The 17,508-nt window shown below is 63.4% G+C and carries 16 protein-coding genes and 1 pseudogene; 10 read left to right on the top strand and 7 right to left on the bottom strand.

Features of this window, described 5'->3' with window-relative positions:
* Positions 1-10 precede the first annotated feature (10 nt).
* A complete protein-coding gene (locus AB4Z38_RS19035) occupies positions 11-1,822 on the bottom strand; it encodes an AMP-dependent synthetase/ligase (RefSeq protein WP_441431151.1) in 1,812 nt (603 codons plus the stop codon).
* 207 nt (positions 1,823-2,029) lie between these two features.
* Between AB4Z38_RS19035 and AB4Z38_RS19030 the strand changes: the two genes are divergently transcribed.
* Complete coding sequence (locus AB4Z38_RS19030; RefSeq protein ID WP_265979070.1) at positions 2,030-3,145, top strand: ROK family glucokinase; 1,116 nt, start codon at positions 2,030-2,032, stop codon at positions 3,143-3,145.
* A 42-nt stretch (positions 3,146-3,187) separates the two neighbouring features.
* On the opposite strand, the gene AB4Z38_RS19025 is transcribed toward AB4Z38_RS19030, so the two are convergent.
* Together AB4Z38_RS19025 and AB4Z38_RS19020 are read right to left on the bottom strand one after the other, a co-directional pair.
* A complete protein-coding gene (locus tag AB4Z38_RS19025) occupies positions 3,188-3,751 on the bottom strand; it encodes a hypothetical protein (protein WP_441431150.1) in 564 nt (187 codons plus the stop codon).
* The gene (locus AB4Z38_RS19020; protein WP_441431149.1) at positions 3,744-4,559 is read right to left on the bottom strand and encodes an alpha/beta hydrolase; all 816 of its coding nucleotides are present in this window, start codon (positions 4,557-4,559) and stop codon (positions 3,744-3,746) included. The genes AB4Z38_RS19025 and AB4Z38_RS19020 overlap by 8 nt, the downstream gene beginning before the upstream one ends.
* A gap of 155 nt (positions 4,560-4,714) precedes the next feature.
* Here AB4Z38_RS19020 and AB4Z38_RS19015 point away from each other — a divergent pair, with 155 nt between their 5' ends.
* Both AB4Z38_RS19015 and AB4Z38_RS19010 read left to right on the top strand, forming a co-directional pair.
* Positions 4,715-5,515, top strand: a complete 801-nt coding sequence (locus AB4Z38_RS19015; RefSeq protein ID WP_441431148.1) for a lysophospholipid acyltransferase family protein — start codon at positions 4,715-4,717, stop codon at positions 5,513-5,515.
* 66 nt (positions 5,516-5,581) lie between these two features.
* Entirely contained in the window at positions 5,582-7,009 is a 1,428-nt protein-coding gene (locus tag AB4Z38_RS19010) for a class II 3-deoxy-7-phosphoheptulonate synthase (protein ID WP_441431147.1), read from the top strand.
* Positions 7,010-7,096: 87 nt separating this feature from the next.
* On the opposite strand, the gene pknB is transcribed toward AB4Z38_RS19010, so the two are convergent.
* Both pknB and AB4Z38_RS19000 read right to left on the bottom strand, forming a co-directional pair.
* Positions 7,097-9,181 carry a Stk1 family PASTA domain-containing Ser/Thr kinase gene (gene pknB, locus AB4Z38_RS19005; protein ID WP_441431146.1) on the bottom strand — a complete coding sequence of 695 codons (2,085 nt, stop codon included), beginning with the start codon at positions 9,179-9,181 and terminating at the stop codon, positions 7,097-7,099.
* Positions 9,182-9,254: 73 nt separating this feature from the next.
* Positions 9,255-10,628 (bottom strand): LysM peptidoglycan-binding domain-containing protein, encoded by a 1,374-nt coding sequence (locus AB4Z38_RS19000; RefSeq protein WP_441431145.1) that lies wholly within the window; start codon positions 10,626-10,628, stop codon positions 9,255-9,257.
* A 223-nt stretch (positions 10,629-10,851) separates the two neighbouring features.
* On the opposite strand from AB4Z38_RS19000, the pseudogene AB4Z38_RS18995 reads away from it, so the two are divergent.
* Positions 10,852-11,136, top strand: a pseudogene (locus tag AB4Z38_RS18995) (Rv2175c family DNA-binding protein); the annotation flags it as partial.
* A gap of 74 nt (positions 11,137-11,210) precedes the next feature.
* Here AB4Z38_RS18995 and AB4Z38_RS18990 read toward each other — a convergent pair.
* Both AB4Z38_RS18990 and AB4Z38_RS18985 read right to left on the bottom strand, forming a co-directional pair.
* Complete coding sequence (locus AB4Z38_RS18990) at positions 11,211-12,302, bottom strand: polyprenyl synthetase family protein (protein WP_441431144.1); 1,092 nt, start codon at positions 12,300-12,302, stop codon at positions 11,211-11,213.
* Positions 12,299-12,487, bottom strand: coding sequence for a hypothetical protein (locus AB4Z38_RS18985; protein ID WP_308193892.1), 189 nt, complete (start codon positions 12,485-12,487; stop codon positions 12,299-12,301). The genes AB4Z38_RS18990 and AB4Z38_RS18985 overlap by 4 nt, the downstream gene beginning before the upstream one ends.
* 22 nt (positions 12,488-12,509) lie before the next feature.
* Between AB4Z38_RS18985 and AB4Z38_RS18980 the strand changes: the two genes are divergently transcribed.
* The 6 genes from AB4Z38_RS18980 to AB4Z38_RS18955 all read left to right on the top strand — a co-directional run bounded on the left by AB4Z38_RS18980 (position 12,510) and on the right by AB4Z38_RS18955 (position 17,455).
* The gene (locus AB4Z38_RS18980; RefSeq protein ID WP_441431143.1) at positions 12,510-12,812 is read left to right on the top strand and encodes a hypothetical protein; all 303 of its coding nucleotides are present in this window, start codon (positions 12,510-12,512) and stop codon (positions 12,810-12,812) included.
* Positions 12,813-12,994: 182 nt separating this feature from the next.
* A complete protein-coding gene (gene dinB / locus AB4Z38_RS18975) occupies positions 12,995-14,197 on the top strand; it encodes a DNA polymerase IV (protein WP_441431184.1) in 1,203 nt (400 codons plus the stop codon).
* Between the two features lie 235 nt (positions 14,198-14,432).
* Positions 14,433-14,798 (top strand): DUF3040 domain-containing protein, encoded by a 366-nt coding sequence (locus AB4Z38_RS18970; RefSeq protein WP_284983844.1) that lies wholly within the window; start codon positions 14,433-14,435, stop codon positions 14,796-14,798.
* A 378-nt stretch (positions 14,799-15,176) separates the two neighbouring features.
* Positions 15,177-15,608 (top strand): division/cell wall cluster transcriptional repressor MraZ, encoded by a 432-nt coding sequence (gene mraZ / locus AB4Z38_RS18965; protein WP_059389147.1) that lies wholly within the window; start codon positions 15,177-15,179, stop codon positions 15,606-15,608.
* 186 nt (positions 15,609-15,794) lie between these two features.
* Complete coding sequence (rsmH, locus tag AB4Z38_RS18960; RefSeq protein WP_441431142.1) at positions 15,795-16,793, top strand: 16S rRNA (cytosine(1402)-N(4))-methyltransferase RsmH; 999 nt, start codon at positions 15,795-15,797, stop codon at positions 16,791-16,793.
* Complete coding sequence (locus AB4Z38_RS18955) at positions 16,790-17,455, top strand: hypothetical protein (RefSeq protein WP_441431141.1); 666 nt, start codon at positions 16,790-16,792, stop codon at positions 17,453-17,455. Before rsmH ends, AB4Z38_RS18955 begins: the two co-directional genes overlap by 4 nt.
* Positions 17,456-17,508 lie beyond the last annotated feature (53 nt).

The following is a 17,508-nucleotide window of genomic DNA, read 5'->3' as shown; positions in this document are numbered from 1 at the left end:
GTGCGGCGGTTCAGGACGCCTTGGGCGCCGAATACATTTCCTCGATCACTGCATCGAAGTCCTTCATGACCTGGGCGCGCTTGACCTTCAAGGACGGCGTCAGGTGGCCGGATGCCTCGGTGAAGTCGGACGGCACAATCCGGAACGACTTGATCGCTTCCGCATGGGAGACGGACTGGTTGGCGTGGCTGATCAGGTCCTGGACGGCTGCCCGGACGAGGGCGTTGTCCGCGGCATCCGTCGTCGTAGTCGACGCGGGAAGGCCGTGGCGCTCCAACCAGCCCGGGAGGGCTTCCTCGTCGAGGGTGACCAGCGCGCCGATGAAGGGCCGGTTGTCGCCGATGACAAGGACCTGGGACACCAGGGCGTCTGCACGGATCTGGTCCTCCAGCAGGGCAGGCACGACGTTCTTGCCGCTGGCTGTGACGATGATTTCCTTCTTGCGGCCGGTGATCTTGAGGAAACCCTGTTCGTCCAGTTCGCCGATGTCACCTGTGCGGAACCACCCGTCCACGAAGGTTTCCGCGGCGAGGTCATCCCGTTTGAAGTAGCCCCTCATGACGCAGACGCCCTTGGCGAGGATCTCGCCGTCGTCGGCGATCTTGACCGCGTTGCCGGGGAGCGGGGCCCCCACCGTGCCGATCTTGATGAGGGACGGGGTGTTGACTGAAATGGGTGCCGTAGTCTCCGTGAGGCCGTAACCTTCCAGGATCTGCAAGCCGATGCCGTGGAAGAAATGGCCCAGCCGTTCGCCGAGCGGGCCGCCGCCGGAAACGGCGTGGCTGACGTGGCCACCCATGGCAGCACGAAGCTTCCCGTACACCAAATGGTCGAATACGGCGTGCTTGAGCCTCAGCACCAATCCGACGGATCCCGACTGCTGCGCCCTCGAGTAGGCGATTGCCGTGTCCACGGCCTTGTGGAAGATGGCACCCTTGCCACCGTCCTCCGCCTTCGTGAGGGCCGAGTTGAAGACCTTCTCGAAGACACGTGGAACAGCCAGGATGAAGGACGGCTGGAAGCTCTGCAGGTCTGCCAGCAGGTTCTTGATATCCGGCGTGTGTGCAACTTGGGCGCCGGCGGCGACGGCCAGGACTGAGATGAAACGGGCAAAGACGTGGGCGAGCGGGAGGAACATGATGGTCTTGGCGTTCTCGTTGACGACATCGCCGAGGGAGGCCAAAGCGTTCTCCGAGAGTTCCACGAAGTTGCCGTGCGTGAGTTCGCAACCCTTGGGGCGACCCGTGGTGCCGGAGGTGTAGATGATCGTGGCGACATCGGCCAGTTCCGCGTTGCTGCGGCGCGTCTCGAGTTCCTCGTCGCTGACACCGCTGCCGGCGCTGCGAAGCGCGTCAAGGCCGCCGCCTTCCAGCTGCCAGACATGGGCGACTGAGCCGAGGCCTTCGGCGGTCACCGCTTGGCGGATGACGTCCTCGTGGTGCGAAGACTCGGCGAATGCCGCGACTGCGCCGGAGTCGCCGAGGTTCCAGGCCACTTGGGACGGCGATGACGTTTCGTAGATCGGCACGGAAATGCCGCCTGCAAACCAGACGGCGAAGTCCACGAGGGACCATTCGTAGCGGGTCCTGGACATGATGCCCACGCGGTCGCCCACACCGACGCCGTTGGCGATCAGGCCTTTGGCCAGGGCCGATACGTCCTTGAGGAAGTCCTTTGCCCGGATGTCCTGCCATTGGCCGGCGCTGTTGAGCTTGGCAAACAGTGCCGGGTTGGATGGCTTGGCGGCCTGACGAACCACGAGGTCCGTGATGTTGGTTTCGGGGGCAACATTCACCAGGGGCGGAACACTGAATTCACGCACGATAGCTCCTTCGATATCAACAGACCATTGCGGGGCTGCTCTAACTCTATACGGCCAAGTAATGGGTGTGGCGCAATTCACCTTACTCAAGTTACTGATGAGTAACTTTACGTGAAGCGTGGGATTCCGCCAATGCAGCGGTGCAGGCGCTCCGTGCGCAGAGCCTGCATGTCAGTACATATGCGGCACTCGGAATAGGATGGCGACATGCCACTGAATTCATCCAACGACCAGAACCCGGCAAGAGTTCGGAAGATTTCCTGGTCCGGTTCGGCGTCAACCGGCCGGCGCCCCGGTTCTACGCACGGCGGCCTGCGCTGGGAGTCGGTGCCATGGGCCGCGCGTCGTTCCCATCTCGGCCGCAGGGGGCTGGCGATCGGGATCGACATCGGCGGCACGAAGGTGGCAGCGGGAGTTGTGGATCCCTCGGGCCGTGTTGTCGAGGAAGCGCGGCGCTCCACTCCGGGCAATGACGCCCGGGCAGTGGAGCGGGTGATCGTCGAGCTTGTCCAGGAATTGGGCAGAAGCCACCGGATTGCCTCTGTGGGGATCGGCGCGGCCGGTTGGATGGATCTCGACGGCGGCACGGTGCTGTTCAGCCCGCATCTCGCCTGGCGTAACGAGCCGCTCCGCGAAAACCTGCAGAGCCTGCTGAGGCGCCCGGTACTGGTCACCAACGACGCCGACGCTGCTGCCTGGGCTGAATGGCGCTTCGGCGCAGGGCAAGGGGAGAGCCGCCTCGTCTGCATCACGCTCGGCACCGGCATCGGTGGTGCCATGGTCATGGACGGACGAGTGGAGCGTGGGCGTTTCGGCGTAGCGGGGGAGTTCGGCCACCAGATCGTGGTGCCCGGCGGGCATCGCTGCGAATGCGGCAACCGCGGCTGCTGGGAGCAATATGCTTCCGGCAACGCGCTCGGCAGGGAAGCCCGGGAGCTGGCCTTGCGGAATTCACCGGTTGCCTACGAACTGCTCAAGGCGGCCGGCGGCTCGGCCGAGAACATCACGGGCGTTACCGTGACGGAGCGGGCAAAGGCCGGAGATTCCGCTTCGAGGGAGCTCTTGGAAGAAGTGGGGCACTGGCTCGGGCTTGGCCTGGCGAACCTGGCGGCTGCGCTCGATCCAGGGACGTTCGTTATCGGCGGTGGGCTGTGCGACGCCGGTGAGCTTCTTGTGGGCCCTGCGCGGACAGCATTCACTCGGAACCTCACCGGCCGCGGTTTCCGTCCCGCGGCCGCCATCAAGCTTGCGGCACTGGGACCGCGGGCGGGGATGATCGGCGCTGCCGATCTGTCCCGGGTCAGCGGCAGGGCGCGCGGCTAGTACGAGCTCCGCCGCGAGGGGATGCGCAGTGCGGCAGTCCGCCTAGACGCGGGCGCCGTCGTCGTTCTCGTCTTTTTCCTGGGGCAGCTTCATGATGAGGTAAACCACTGAGGCCAGAAAAGCCACCAGGATGCCCATCACTGCCAGGAGCGGCGCCGAGCGCCAGAACATCGCGGTGAACAACAGGGCAAGCGGGCCGCCCACGGCTCCGAGCCAGGCGAGCATGGTCAGTGGTTCGGTGCCGGCCAGGCTCGGCGGGTCCTCCGGCACGAACCCGTTTTCGTCCTCGACGTCGTAGTCACGCGGACCGGTGGTCCCGCTGTCCTCCCCACTGCTTGCAGGTTCTTCAGCGGCGCCTCTTTTTGACATTCCAGACAATCCAAGAGGGTCGAAGTCTTGGAAGGAACGGGATGATGAGCGGCCTGGAACGTCGTCCGGACCTGGCCCCGGCTCTGTTCCGGAATCCTTGGCGGGCTCCTCCGTCGTCGGCGCCTCGTCGAGGGCCGAGGAAGGCATCGACTCAAGCCGGGCCACCAAATCGAGCCAGACGGCGTCGTCGTCTTTGTTGGCGCTCTGGTCGGGGGAGTCAGGCCCTGGCCTATTCATGGGGTGAATCTCGAAGCTCGGCGGTGGACTGGCTGGCAGCGGCGGAACTGTGTGTCAGTCCTGCCATCGTTTTCCTGATGAACTCGGCCGAGCCCCGGAAAATCTCCATGGCATCGTTGTCCAGCGTGGCCACGTGGTAGCTGTTCTCCAAGGTGCTGAACTCCATCGAAGCCGTGACCCGCTCCTTCAACTGCCTGATGCTTCGATCCGAAACCACGTGGTCCACGGAGGAACGGAAGACGCGCACCGGTGCGGAAATCCGGGGGAGCAGGGTGACGGTGTCCCTGTACATCTTTTTCAACTCATGCGCGGCGGCGACCGGTGTCCTGGGATACGCTCCTTCGTCCATGCCGGGTTTGAGGATGTCGTTTGCAATCGCCGGGGTGGATTTCATGACGTGCTTGAGGAGGCCGACCACGGCGGCGCGGGGATCATCGATCACCAGTCCCGGATTGACGACGACGGTACCGGCCACGGGCCGGGTCGCCGCGATCCGGAGAGCCAATGTCCCTCCCATCGACAAGCCGGCGGCGAAGACGAAGTCGCACTCGGCCTGGAGCTTGAGATATGCCGCATCCACCGCATGGTGCCACTCCTGCCAGTGCCGCGTGGCCATGTCCTGCCACGTGGTCCCATGGCCGGGAAGCAGAGGGAGGCGGACGGCGTAGCCTTCGGCGGCCAGGTACTCGGCCCAGGGGCGCATGCTGTGCGGGCTGCCCGTGAAGCCGTGGCTCATCACGACGCCGATGCTGGGTCCACTGCCGGTGAAGTCGCTGGCGTACGGCGAGGGATCGGGGAGAGTGTTCATGATGACTCCGAGGCTACTCTGTTGGCGGCACTGCTTTCCGTGATGAGTCCATCGTGTCACTGTTCGGGACATTTCTCACTGGAGTATGGTGGCTTCTGAATGCGGGCCGGGACCGTCCGGACGCCTTGCAGACGCCGCCCCGGAGAGGAACCAAAGTGTTCTATTGGGTCATGAAGCGGATCTTTTTGGGTCCGCTTCTCAAATTGCTGTTCCGCCCCTGGGTCAAGGGCCTCGACAATGTTCCCCACGATGGCGCCGCGATTCTCGCTTCCAATCATTTGTCCTTTTCAGACTCGATCTTCATGCCGGTGATGGTGCCCCGGCGCGTCAGTTTCCTGGCCAAGTCCGAGTACTTCACGGGTACCGGGCTCAAAGGCAGGCTTACGGCCATGTTCTTCCGGCTTACCAACCAATTGCCGATGGACCGTTCGGGCGGGGCTGCGTCCGAGTTGTCCTTGCAGGCCGGCAGGGACGTCCTGGGCGCCGGCGGCCTGCTGGGGATCTACCCGGAAGGCACCCGCAGTCCCGATGCCAAGCTGTACCGGGGCAAAGTGGGGGTCGCCAAACTTGCGCTCCAAACCCGGGTGCCCGTTATTCCCGTAGCGATGATCGGCACGGAAAAGGTCCAGCCCATCGGCAAGCGTTTGCCCACCATCCGCCGGATCGGGATCATTTTCGGGCAACCGTTGGACTTCAGCCGGTACTACGGCCAAGAAGAAGACCACTCCGTTCAACGCGCCGTGACCGACGAAATCATGTACGAACTCATGCGGCTCTCGGGGCAGGAATACGTGGATGAATACGCCGCCGTCGTCAAGCAGCGACTGGCCGGACAGCTTCCGGAGCCCGCGGGCGGAAGCGAAGTGAACGCAGCCGACGCCGGTGAGGAGGGCAGGCGCCCGCCCGGCAACGGTTCAGAGCCGGACGGCCACGGTGCGGTGGCCGGGAAAGTGTGACGGCCGGCGGATAACGGTTACGGAAGCCGTGCCCCGAACAGCGGGCAAGGCAACTAGTCTTGGAGAGTGACTGAGCTATCCGCGAACCCCGCACCGTCCATGACCGGCCCCTTGACCAGTTCCCTGGGCAGCCCCCTGACCAGCACCGCGCAAAGTGGCGCGGCAAACTATCCCGGCTTGGACGATTGGCGCCAGCTGCCTATCTCGCAGCAACCCACCTGGACCGATAGGGGTGTCTTCGCCACCTCCGTCAAAGAACTCTCCGTGCTTCCGCCGCTGGTCTTCGCGGGCGAGGTCGACATATTGCGCGAGCGTTTGGCGGCCGCAGCCCAGGGCAAGGCATTCCTGCTTCAAGGTGGCGACTGCGCCGAGACCTTCGAGGACGCCACAGCTGACAAGATCAGTGCCCGGGTCCGCACCATCCTGCAGATGGCCGTTGTCCTCACCTACGGTGCGGCCATGCCCGTCATCAAGATGGGCCGCATGGCCGGCCAGTTCGCCAAGCCCCGGTCGTCGAACGAGGAAACCCGCGACGGCGTGACCTTGCCTGCGTACCGCGGCGACATAGTCAACGGCTACGATTTCACCCCGGAGTCCCGCGCCCACGACGCCAGCCGCATGCTGAAGGCCTACCACACCTCGGCTTCCACCCTGAACCTCATCCGCGCCTTCACGCAGGGCGGCTTTGCCGATCTCCGCCTGGTGCACCTCTGGAACAAGGGCTTCACCGAAAACCCCGCCCATGCCCGCTACGAGTCCTTGGCGAGGGACATCGACCGTGCCATCAAGTTCATGGCGTCCTGCGGTGCCGATTTCGAAGCCCTCAAGCGCGTGGAGTTCTTCGCGAGCCATGAGGCACTCCTCCTGGACTACGAGCGTGCCCTGACGCGCATCGACTCCCGCACGGGACTTCCCTACGACACCTCCGGGCACTTCCTCTGGATCGGTGAGCGCACGCGTGAACTCGACCATGCGCATGTGGACTTCCTGTCCCGCGTGCGCAACCCGATCGGCGTCAAGCTCGGTCCCGGGACCTCCGGAGACGACGCGTTGCGGCTCATTGACAAGCTGGACCCGAACCGCGAGCCCGGCCGCCTCACGTTCATCACCCGGATGGGTTCCAAGAACATCCGCGAGAAGCTGCCCGCCGTCGTCGAAAAGGTAACAGCCTCCGGCGCGCAGGTCCTTTGGGTCACGGACCCCATGCACGGGAACACGGTCACGTCGCCCAACGGGTACAAGACCCGCAACTTCGACGACGTCGTGGACGAAGTCCGCGGGTTCTTCGAAGTCCACCACGCCCTGGGCACGGTACCCGGTGGCCTGCACATGGAAATGACCGGCGACGACGTCGCGGAATGCCTTGGCGGCGCCGATCCCATTGACCAGGATGCCTTCCTGGACCGCTACGAGTCAGTGTGCGATCCCCGCCTGAACCACATGCAGTCCCTCGAGATGGCATTCCTCGTGGCTGGAGCCCTCACCAAGCGCTAGTCCGGCGAGTAGGCCATCCTGCGAGCAGGCCTGAATACGGGAAAGGCGATCCGGAACTCCGGATCGCCTTTCCCGTATGGGTAGGTCCTACACCACGGTCAAGGTGACGACCGAGCCCTCCGGCGCATCGCTGTCCACGGGGTTCTGGTCACGGACAGTGCCGAAGAAGCCCCCCAGGATGTTGTTGATCTTGACGTCGAATCCGAGCTGCTCCAAAGCTTTGCGGGCAGCGTCCGCCTGCTTGCCGATGAAGTTGGGGACGTGCACCATTTTCGGCCCCTTGGACAGGGTCAGCGTGACGGAGTCGCCGCGGATCAAGGTGCCGTTGGCAGGGGCCTGGCTGACCACGGCTCCCGCGGGGACCTTTTTGTCGTTGACGGGTTCCGGCGCAATTTTCGCGGCGAATCCGGCGTCGCTGATCGCTTTGACGGCTGCTTGCTGCGTCATGCCGCGGACATCTGGAACGGGAAGGGGCTGCGGTCCCTTGGAAACCACCAATGCCACCGGGGTGCCGTGGCGGACCGCGGTGTCCTGGGCCGGGGACTGGGAGATGACCGTGCCGGAAGGCACTTTGTCGTCAAACTGCTCGGTCACTTTGCCGAGGGTCATTCCCGCCACGCCAAGGGCATTCTTTGCCTGGTCGAGTGTCAAGCCCGACATCGCGGTAAGCGGAAACAACTGCGGACCCTTCGAGACGAAGAGCGACACGGCTTGGAACTTCCGGACCACCTGGCCGGACGCGGGTTCCGTTCCAACCGCCAACCCTGCTGTGACTTCGTCGTCGAACACGTCTTTTGGCTCGGATTGGAAGCCGGCGGTCCTCAGGAGCTGCTGTGCCTCCGCAACCGTCTTGTTCCTGGTGTCCGGTATGGTTCCGGGCGAGCCGGGCCCCATGCCGAAGAACCAGCCTGCCGCAGTGGCCAGGATCGCCAGGACAATCACGACGATCGTCCAGATCACTGCACGGCGGCGCGGGTTGCCTTCCCGCAAAGAGCGCGACGGCGTGGCCGCGGCCCGGGCGCGGTCCTTCTCTTCCTGGCGCTCCATCCGCTTGATGTCGCGTTTGCTCGGCGGCGCTTCGGCCGGGGCCTGGGGTTCCTGGTCCTGTGGGACGTCGAATGCCGCGGCGCCGGGGGAGAACCCCGACGGCGGAAGCACCGTGGTTGGATTGCGCTGGCTTGAGATAATCTCTGTCGGGCGGCCGATCCGTTCCAGCGGCTCCGTACGTTCGGAACGGAAAGGAGCGACTATCGCTGTTGCCCCGGCGGCTTCCTGTTGTCCTTCGGGCGTTGCTGCCCTGGCGGCCGGCGGGTTGATGTCCAGTTGCGCGTCGGTCAAGGTTGTGCGGATATGCCGCAGTTCGGACAAGAGCGCGGATCCGTCCACAGGACGCTCTTCAGGTTCCTTCGCCGTGCACCACTGGACGAGTTCGTCCACGTCCGCGGCAAGGCCGGGCACCGCGAGCGACGGCGGAGCGACGGCCGCGTTGACGTGCTGGTAGGCAACCTGGATGGGAACCTCGCCCGCATAGGGTTGCCCGCCGGTAAGCATTTCGTAAAGCATGATGCCGGTGGAGTAAATGTCGCTGCGGGCGTCCGCGGGTTTGCCGAGGACCAGTTCGGGAGCCAGATATGCGACAGTGCCGATCAGGGCGCCGGTGCTGGTTGTCGCAGTGACCGCCCGGGCCAGGCCGAAGTCGCCCACCTTGATGCGGCCGTCGTCGGCGATCAGGACGTTCTCGGGTTTCACGTCCCGGTGGATCAGGCCCGCCGCGTGGGCGGCCGCGAGGCCTTCGATGACGGGATCGATCAGCGCGAAGGCCAGCCGGGGCGGAAGCGCTGCCTTCTCGTTGAGGACGTCACGCAGCGTGTGGCCTTTGATGTACTCCATGACGATGTACGCAATGTGGCCGTCCTGTCCCTGGTCGAGGACACCTACGACGTGCGGGTGGGAAAGGCTCGCCGCGGCCCGGGCCTCGCGCTGGAGGCGGTCCAGGAAATTTTGGTCATTGGCCAGGTGCGGATGCAGCACTTTGAGCGCCACGTCGCGGTCGAGACGCTCGTCGGTGGCGAGATAGACGGTTGACATTCCGCCGTTCGCAAGGCGCGATCGCACCAGGTAGCGCCCGTCCACGAGGGATCCGAGGAGTTGGTCCGAAACTTGTTCCTGCACCCTACGATCCTAGTTGAGCAAAAACACGGGCCCGAATCGACATGCGATCCGGGCCCGTGTTGTGCGACGTGATTTAGCTGAAGTTCTTCTTGAGGGCCAGGATCGAGGCGACGTAGGCCTTGGTGTCGTCGTACATGCCGTGTTTGCTGACCGAGTACTGGCCCTGGTAGTAGCCAGCGATGGCCGTGTTCAGATCCTTGCTGGTGTTGACGAGGGCCCGGATGATGGCGACGCCGGCGGTCACGTTGTCATACGGGTCCAGGATGTTGAGCTTGCGTCCCACCAGTTGGGAAGCCCATTCACCGGAGGAGGGAATCACCTGCATCGTGCCGATGGCGTTGGCGGGAGAGACCGCACGCTGGTTGAAGCCGGATTCCTGGAAGGCGAAAGCCATGGCCAAGGACGGGTCCACCCCCATCCGACGCGCGGTATCGGCTACGATCCCCTTCATCTGGGCGGGGCTGGGAACCGGGGACGCATTGAGCAGGGCCTTGTTCGCGTTGGCTGAACTGACCACCGCCTCCGGGTAGGTGTAGCCCAGGAACGTGCTCGGAACCAAGGGGGTGCTGACCGGAGCCGGAGCCGAGGCCGCCGGAGCGCCCGGGATGGCGAGCTTTTGCCCCGGATAAATGATGGTGCTCATGGACAGCTTGTTGGCCGAGAGCAGCGATGACAAGGACACTGCAAGGCGGGACGCGATGCCGCCCAGGGTGTCACCCGACTTGATGGTGTACGAGCCGGTGTTGGCAAGTGCCGGTGTTGCCGGCGCCGCCGGCGCGGAAGCAGGGACCAGTGCAGCGGGAGCCGGTGCCGCCGGGGCCGGTGCGTTCGTTCCCGGGCCGACCTTGATCTTCTGGCCGGGGTAGATGATGGACCGGCCGTTGAGGCCGTTCCAATTGAAGACGTCGGACAGCGCCACGCCGTGGCGGGCGGCAATGCCGCTCAGGGTATCGCCGGACACGACTGTGTAGCTGGCAGCCGACGACGGGCTGGGTGCCGGGCTCGGCGCGGGTGCCGGGGCACTTGGCGCCGTTGCGGAACCTGACAACTTGATCTGCTGTCCCGGGTAGATGATGGTGTTGCCCGAGAGCCCGTTGAGCTGCAGGACGGTATTGGTGTCCAGCCCGTAGCGGGCCGCGATGCCGCTGATGGTATCGCCCCGGACGATGGTGTACATGGCCGGAGCCGCCGGTGCCATGGGCTGCATGGCGGCCGGGATAGTCGAGGCAACCGCGGAGGCGGGAATGAGGTTTGCGGACATGGCGGCGGCCTGGGCCTGGATGGCTGCAGTCAGCGATGCGGGGATCTTCTGGGTTTGTACTGCCGGAAGCGCTGTCGCCGCTTGGGCGAGCGCCAATGAAGAGAGCATGACGGCGGGCAGGGCCGCTGTGGTGGCCGCAATTATGGGCATGCTCGTTGTCTTCTTGGGCGAGCGGGGCGTCGTCATGGGAGCAATCCTCATCTCAGCAGCGGATGTTGGGAATGCCGCTGTTGCCAGTGTTACTAAAGTTAGTAGTGATGCAAATGTGATCAATGTGAATCTCTCACATTTTTCGATTCCGCACAAGAAATCCCGGCGCATTCGATTCTTGGGCAATTCGGGGCACAAATTCCGCCCGCACCGTCCGTCCGGCTAGGCGCAAAGCGCGCGGGCGTGGCAATCTTGATCCGTGAGTAATGTAGAAAGCCTCGTTTCCGATTGGCTGCCGCTGCCCGATGTGGCAGAGCTGCTGAACGTTTCAATCACCAAGGTCCACGGTCTTCTGGATGAGCGTGCAGTGGTGGCTGTGAGAGTGGGCGAACGCAATATCCGTTCGATTCCTGCCCTCTTTATCCAGGACGGTCATGTGGTGGACAGCCTGAAGGGCACCATCGCAGTGCTTGGCGATGCCGGGTACACGGATGAGGAGCTCATCGCGTGGCTTTTCACTCCGGATGAGTCGCTGCGGTGGCGATCAGCTTGCTKATCGCCACCACTGTATTTAAGGCAGGTATTCAGATTGCCCTCAACGAGGATTGATGCAGGAGTTCACGCGGCCCGGCTGACGGCGGCTTCGGCCAACTGCCTGAGCGCGGTAAGCGGGAGTTCAGCCAGGGGGAGGCGTTCCAAGGCCTCGAAAGCCTCGTTGCTGAGTTCCTCGATCATCGATTCCGTGGCTTCGAGCGCACCGCAATCCACGATGATCCGGCGGATCTCGGCAACCTCGGCCTCGCCAAGGTCCTGCCTCCCGAGCATGGTATCGATGTAGCTCGAATCAGTAGTCCCCGCCCGGTTGATGGCGAAGCCCACCAGCACGGTCCGTTTGCCTTCGCGGAGGTCATCTCCCGCAGGCTTGCCTGTCGTCCCCGGGTCTCCGAACACTCCCAGGACGTCGTCGCGCAACTGGAATGCTTCGCCAAGGGGCAACGCGAAGGCGGAATAGCCTTGCAGGAGTTCTTCGCTGGCACCGGCCAAGGCGCCCCCCAGGGCCAAGGGGTGTTCCGTTGAGTACTTCGCCGACTTGAAACGGATGATGGACTGGGCGCGGTGGACGGCACCCGCGCGGTCCCGCACCGGGCCCGCAACTTCCTCCAGGATGTCCAGGTATTGGCCAGCCATGACCTCGGCCCGCATCAGGTTGAAGATCCGCCGCGCAGTCGTGCCGGAAGCAGCCCTGCCACCAATCTCTGTGAACGCCTCCTCGCTGAAGGACAAGCACAGGTCTCCGGTGAGAATCGCGGCCGCATGCCCGAAGCGTTCGCTGTCGAGAGCCCAGCCTTCGCCCTCATGGAGCTGGCTGAACCGCTTGTGGACGCTTGGGCCGCCGCGCCGTGTATCAGAGCGGTCGATGATGTCATCGTGAATCAGGGCTGCAGCCTGGAAGAGTTCCAAAGCGCAGCCCGCAGTGATGATGTCGGGGTGTGCGGACTCGCCTCCGGCACCTCGCCACCCCCAATAGCACATCAGGGCCCGGAGCCGTTTGCCACCTGTCACGAGGCTTGTGATTGAGCCCATGAGCGGAGCGACATCGGGGGAGATGGTGGCCATGGTTTCTTGTTGTACCCCGAGGAAACCGTTAAGTTTGGCGGCGACCTCGGCCACAAAACGGCTCTGTTCCGAACCCAGGCTCTCCGCGGTCACTTGATTGACCCGGCGGCCACGTTGGCACCAATGGTGAACGTGGATTTGCCCGCGGTTTCCACCACCGAGATATTCACGGTTTCATTGTCGCCACGGAGGAAATCCTTTGATTTGATACTTCCGACGGTGCTGCCGGGAACTTCCTTAAAGCCCTGGGCCGTGAGCGCGGAGGTATAAAAGGCCACTACTGAGTCCGATGGGGACGCAATGGTACCGACCAAGGCCACCGACGCCGGGGAAGAGTTCTTGTCGAAACTGCTGGATTCCACAGCTGCCTTGGGCATCAATGGAATCAGTTGCTGCGGGAATCCCGGGACCAAGGCGCCGACCGCCGCCGAAGCTCCCGCGGCCACCGTGGAAGTAGTGGCCGGCGACGGACTTACCGAGGCAGTGGCCGCCCCGGACGAAGTTGGCGCAGTCCCTTGGGATGCCGTGCTTGCCGGCGACGACCCGCAAGCCGAGATAGTCAACGCGACGCCTGTGGCCAACAAGGCCAGGCTGACGGGTTGAGGCTTTCCAAAGAGCTTCACAGGGATTTCCTCCTGGGGACGACGCCGGATGCTGCCTCCAGTTTAGGGCGCCGGACGCAGCCACCAGTAACCAGTACCGCGGCATAGGATTTCATTGTGAGACCACAAGCAGAGAACAACGGGCGGGGCCCCGGACAAGAATTCGCCCCGGATCCCGCCGCTCTGCGGGAACTGAGGCGCACCAGCATCCTCCACGTGGACATGGATGCCTTCTTTGTCTCGGTGGAATTGCGGACCCGGCCGGAACTCAAGGGAAAACCCGTCATTGTGGGTTTCCCGGTGGATCGCTCGGTTGTATTGTCCGCCTCCTACGAAGCGCGCGCGTTGGGCGTGAAGTCTGCCATGCCCATGGCAAACGCCATGCGGATGTGCCCCAACGCGGTCATCATCGAGCCCCGCCACAGCCTCTACTACGAGGTGTCCGCGCAGTTGATGGGCATATTCGAATCGATAACGGACCTCGTGGAGCCCTTGAGCGTCGACGAGGCTTTCCTGGATGTCGGTGGCGCAATCAGGAGGCTTGGTCCGCCTCTCCAGATCGGTCATTTGATCCGGCGCCGTGTTGCGTCCGAGCTGGGAATCACTGCGTCTGTGGGAATAGCCGCCAACAAGTTCGTTGCCAAAATTGCTTCTACGCGCTGCAAACCCGACGGACTGCTCCTCATTGAGGAAGGGCAGACCGTAGCCTATTTGCACAGCCTGCCCGTGAACGCCCTGTGGGGAGTCGGGGCCAAGACCGCCGATGTCCTCGGCAGGCTGGGGATCCGTACCGTGGCTGATGTTGCGGCCACGCCGCTTTCTTCCTTGAAAAAGGTCCTTGGAGCTTCGGGCGAGCACGTCCACCGACTGTCGATGGGCTTGGATCCGCGGCCGGTCACGCCTACGCGCCTCGAAAAGAGCATTGGTTCCGAGGAAACGTTCGCCGTTGACACCCCGGATGACGCGCTCCTGCACCGCGAGTTGCTAAGGCTCTCCCACCGAACCGCTTCACGGCTGCGGACCGCCGGGATGCTGGCCCGGACCATCGCGCTGAAGCTGCGCTATGCGGATTTTTCGACGATCAGCCGCAGCAAGACAATGCATACGCCGGTGGACAGCGCCCAGATGATCTATCAGGTGGCGAGCCAGTTGCTGGCGGCCTTGGGGGAGCGCCCCATGAGCGTGCGCCTTGTGGGGGTCCGGGCGGAGCAGCTCGAACCGGCGGAACACACCTCGCTGCAGTTAAGCTTCGATCGCCGGGACGACAACTGGCGGGCGGCTGAACAGGCGCTTGATCGTGTCACCGAGCGATTCGGCAGCAAGACTGTCCTTCCGGCGACGCTTTTGGAGCCGCATGCGGAGCCGGACGGGCCGGGCTTTCCCTAGGCTTCGAAGAGCACTCGCATGCCCTCCGGCGTGTCTTTCAGAACAGCGGCCAACAAACTATCCTAGAGGTACACAGATTTAGACCGTCTGGATAAATTGCTATGTTGCGTCTGTTCCGTGAGACCGTGTTCACAAGACCCGGTCTTCGGGAACCCTTTTTTGGGTTCGTCCGTTCAAGGGAACAGAGGCAATGGCCGCGGCGTATCCAGACGCTGGCCGACTAAAGGAGGTCGCGATGCCCCTATCGGAGCACGAACAGAAGCTCCTCGAGCAGCTCGAGAAGCAACTGCATGAGGACGATCCGAAGTTTGCCAATTCAATGGGCTCTGACCCCATTCGCTCATGGTCGACCAGGCACATCGTTATTGGCGTTCTAGGCACTATCGCCGGGATTCTCTTGTTGTTGGTAGGTGTGTCCCTGCAGAACATCTTCCTTGGAGTGCTGGGCTTCATCGTGATGGGCGCCGGCGTTTACTTTGCCACCCTGAGAAGGGCAGCCGGCGGGAAGTCGAAGAGTGCCAAGCCGGGCAAGGCAAGGAACTCATTCATGAGCAACCTTGAGGAACGCTGGGACGAGCGCCGCCGCGGCGAGGAGAGCTGAGCGCTCCATCCAGGGGCTTGTCCTCCCGGCGGATGCGAGTCCTCCACATTGCACCACCAGGCTCCGGCCTGATTGCGAAAAGACCCGAGTATCGGGTCTTTTCGCATTTAACGCCACGTTCGCCGCACCTCGCGAGCCTGTAGTCGCGACTGGCGAAGCCGCCGTCGTGCGCCTCCCTGGAGCGCCGCTGCAAAGTTTCCTCCACTCCCAACCACTCCTGAGAGCCCCATGTTTTCGGGCTCCCGCATTCGAAAATGGGGCAGAAACACGCCGGATTGCGTTGACTGTGGGGGCTTGTGGAGTAAAGTGGGGCAAGTAAGAGGGTAGTGGCGGCGTGGGGCAGGTACGGGCACCTTTACGGATGGGGGCGGTGGGCCAGTGTTTCTTGGCACGCATTCTCCGCGTCTGGACGAAAAGGGCCGGATCATCCTCCCCGCCAAGTTCCGCGAGGAACTTGCTGACGGCTTGGTGCTCACAAGGGGCCAGGAACGTTGCATCTACGTCTTCAGCCAGCGGGAATTCGAACGTATTCACGAATCCATGCGGGAGGCCCCCATCTCCTCCAAGCAGTCACGTGACTACATCAGGGTTTTCCTGTCCGGAGCCTCTGACGAGGTACCTGACAAGCAGGGGCGCGTGACGATTCCGCCGGCGCTCCGGAGCTACGCAGGTCTCGAGCGGGAATTGGCGGTCATCGGCGCCGGAACCCGCGCAGAGATCTGGGATGCCCAGGCTTGGGACGAGTACCTGGCCGAGAAGGAAGCCGCCTTCTCGGAGACCGACGACGACAACCTTCCCGGGTTCATTTAGAAACCGGGACAGGAAGCAGCAATGCTTCTTGGACGGGATCTCCAGCCGCCCATCACATTGTTTTCCTGGCTCACCTTCCCCGGAGCCAGGCAGACGCTGCGATAGGCGCGGATGGGGATCCGGCTCAAGAAGCAGCCACCCCAACAAGAACCTGACAGACGAACAATTCAGCTCTGAGGAGGCCGCATGGAGGAGCACGACGCGCCAAAACCAACCTCGGAGCGACATGTACCGGTCTTGAAGGACCGGTGCATCAATTTGTTGGCACCAGGTTTTGAGGCCGCACGCAGCCGTGGCGAAACGCCCGTCGTCATCGACGCCACGTTGGGAATGGGTGGCCATTCCGAAGCGATGCTGCAACGGTTCCCCGATCTGCACCTTGTTGGCATAGACCGGGACGAAGAGGCCCTGGCCCTCGCGGGAGAGCGCCTGCAACCGTTCGTGGCCCGCACCGACCTGGTACATGCCGTCTATGACGAAATCGAAGATGTCCTTGCGGACCTTGGCATCCCGGAGGTGCACGGCATCCTCATGGATCTGGGCGTGTCTTCCCTCCAACTGGACGAGCGGGAGCGCGGCTTTGCCTACTCCTACGACGCGCCGCTGGACATGCGGATGGACACCAGCCGCGGCCAGACTGCCGCCGACGTAGTCAACAACTATTCCGAAGAAGACCTCGTGCGGATTATCCGCAAGTGGGGCGAAGAGAAGTTTGCCGGCAGGATCGCAAACCGCATCGTCACGGCGAGGGCCACCAAGCCATTCGCCACCACCGGGGAACTCGTTGAGCAGATCCGCGGCGTTGTTCCCGCGGCGGCTGCAAAGTCCGGCGGGCATCCGGCAAAGCGGACTTTCCAGGCCCTGCGGATTGAAGTCAACGAGGAACTCGATGTCCTGGAGAGGGCAGTGCCTGCCGCTCTCTCAGCCTCGGCAATGGGCGGACGAGTAGTGGTGATGTCGTACCACTCACTCGAAGACAAGATCGTCAAGTCGGTCTTCCAGTCCCGGTCCAAGTCCTCGGCCCCGCTCGGCTTCCCAGTGGAGTTGGAAGAACACAAGCCGGAATTCAAGACCCTGACCAGGGGCACGGAAGTGCCTACGCCTGAAGAAATCGCCGAAAACCCGCGTGCGGCATCTGCCCGCCTGCGGGCCGTGGAACGCATCAAAGCGAGGAGAATAGCATGAGCACCGCTGCCGCGAAGATCCTGCCGACCACGGTGGGGAACACCGCGCGTGCCCTGCCCGCCCGGGGACCGGAGCGCGACACGACCCGCAAGGTGCGGACGCCGCTCTCGCTCGTACAGAGTGTTCCGGGACGACGGCGGACTCCGTTCGTCGTCTTTTGCTTCGGCGTGCTTGCGGCCGCATTGTTGACTGTCCTGGTGCTCAACATCTCCGTTTCCACGGCCCAATACGACCTGGTGAAGCTCAGGAACGACGCTGCGTCCCTGAACAAGCAGAACCAGGACCTGACACAGCAGGTACAGAACTACCAAGCTCCTCAGAATCTTGCCGCCAAGGCCGCAGAATTGGGAATGGTAGCTTCCACTGCCACGGGTCAGATCGATCTGGACAATCTGACGGTCACAGGAAAAGCCACGCCGGCAACCAAGGGACAGAATCCCGGTGCCGTCATCGCTGCTCCTGCGGTTGCAGGCCAGTCCAGCGTCGCTCCTTCCGCACCCGCCAAGAATGATTCACTGGACAGCCGTAAGCCCAACGGGGCCGCAGACTCGACGCCGGCCAAACCGCAGGCGCCCGCGGTTCCTGCGGCACCCAAGCCGCCGGTTGTGGATCTCCACGGTGGTTCGGTCCCGGCTCCACAGCAGAAGGTACCGGGGCAGTAGCGTTCAGCCGACCTGATTTCAGGGGTAAACAGCAAGGCAAGCAGCAAGGAATC

Origin of the sequence: Arthrobacter sp. 2RAF6, from assembly GCF_052115205.1 — a bacterium.
GTDB lineage: Bacteria > Actinomycetota > Actinomycetes > Actinomycetales > Micrococcaceae > Arthrobacter.
The sequence above is the reverse complement of the archived record's forward strand: the minus strand, read 5'-3'. Positions and strand labels throughout refer to the sequence as shown.

What these genes read in the sequence shown, in the direction of transcription:
- rsmH (WP_441431142.1), top strand. Translation starts at nt 15,795, where the DNA reads ATGGAGGAGCACGACGCGCCAAAACCAACCTCGGAGCGACATGTACCG.
- AB4Z38_RS19025 (WP_441431150.1), bottom strand. Translation starts at nt 3,751, where the DNA reads ATGAATAGGCCAGGGCCTGACTCCCCCGACCAGAGCGCCAACAAAGAC.
- AB4Z38_RS18980 (WP_441431143.1), top strand. Translation starts at nt 12,510, where the DNA reads ATGGTACCGACCAAGGCCACCGACGCCGGGGAAGAGTTCTTGTCGAAA.
- AB4Z38_RS19000 (WP_441431145.1), bottom strand. Translation starts at nt 10,628, where the DNA reads ATGACGACGCCCCGCTCGCCCAAGAAGACAACGAGCATGCCCATAATT.
- AB4Z38_RS19030 (WP_265979070.1), top strand. Translation starts at nt 2,030, where the DNA reads ATGCCACTGAATTCATCCAACGACCAGAACCCGGCAAGAGTTCGGAAG.
- AB4Z38_RS18955 (WP_441431141.1), top strand. Translation starts at nt 16,790, where the DNA reads ATGAGCACCGCTGCCGCGAAGATCCTGCCGACCACGGTGGGGAACACC.
- AB4Z38_RS18970 (WP_284983844.1), top strand. Translation starts at nt 14,433, where the DNA reads ATGCCCCTATCGGAGCACGAACAGAAGCTCCTCGAGCAGCTCGAGAAG.
- AB4Z38_RS19020 (WP_441431149.1), bottom strand. Translation starts at nt 4,559, where the DNA reads ATGAACACTCTCCCCGATCCCTCGCCGTACGCCAGCGACTTCACCGGC.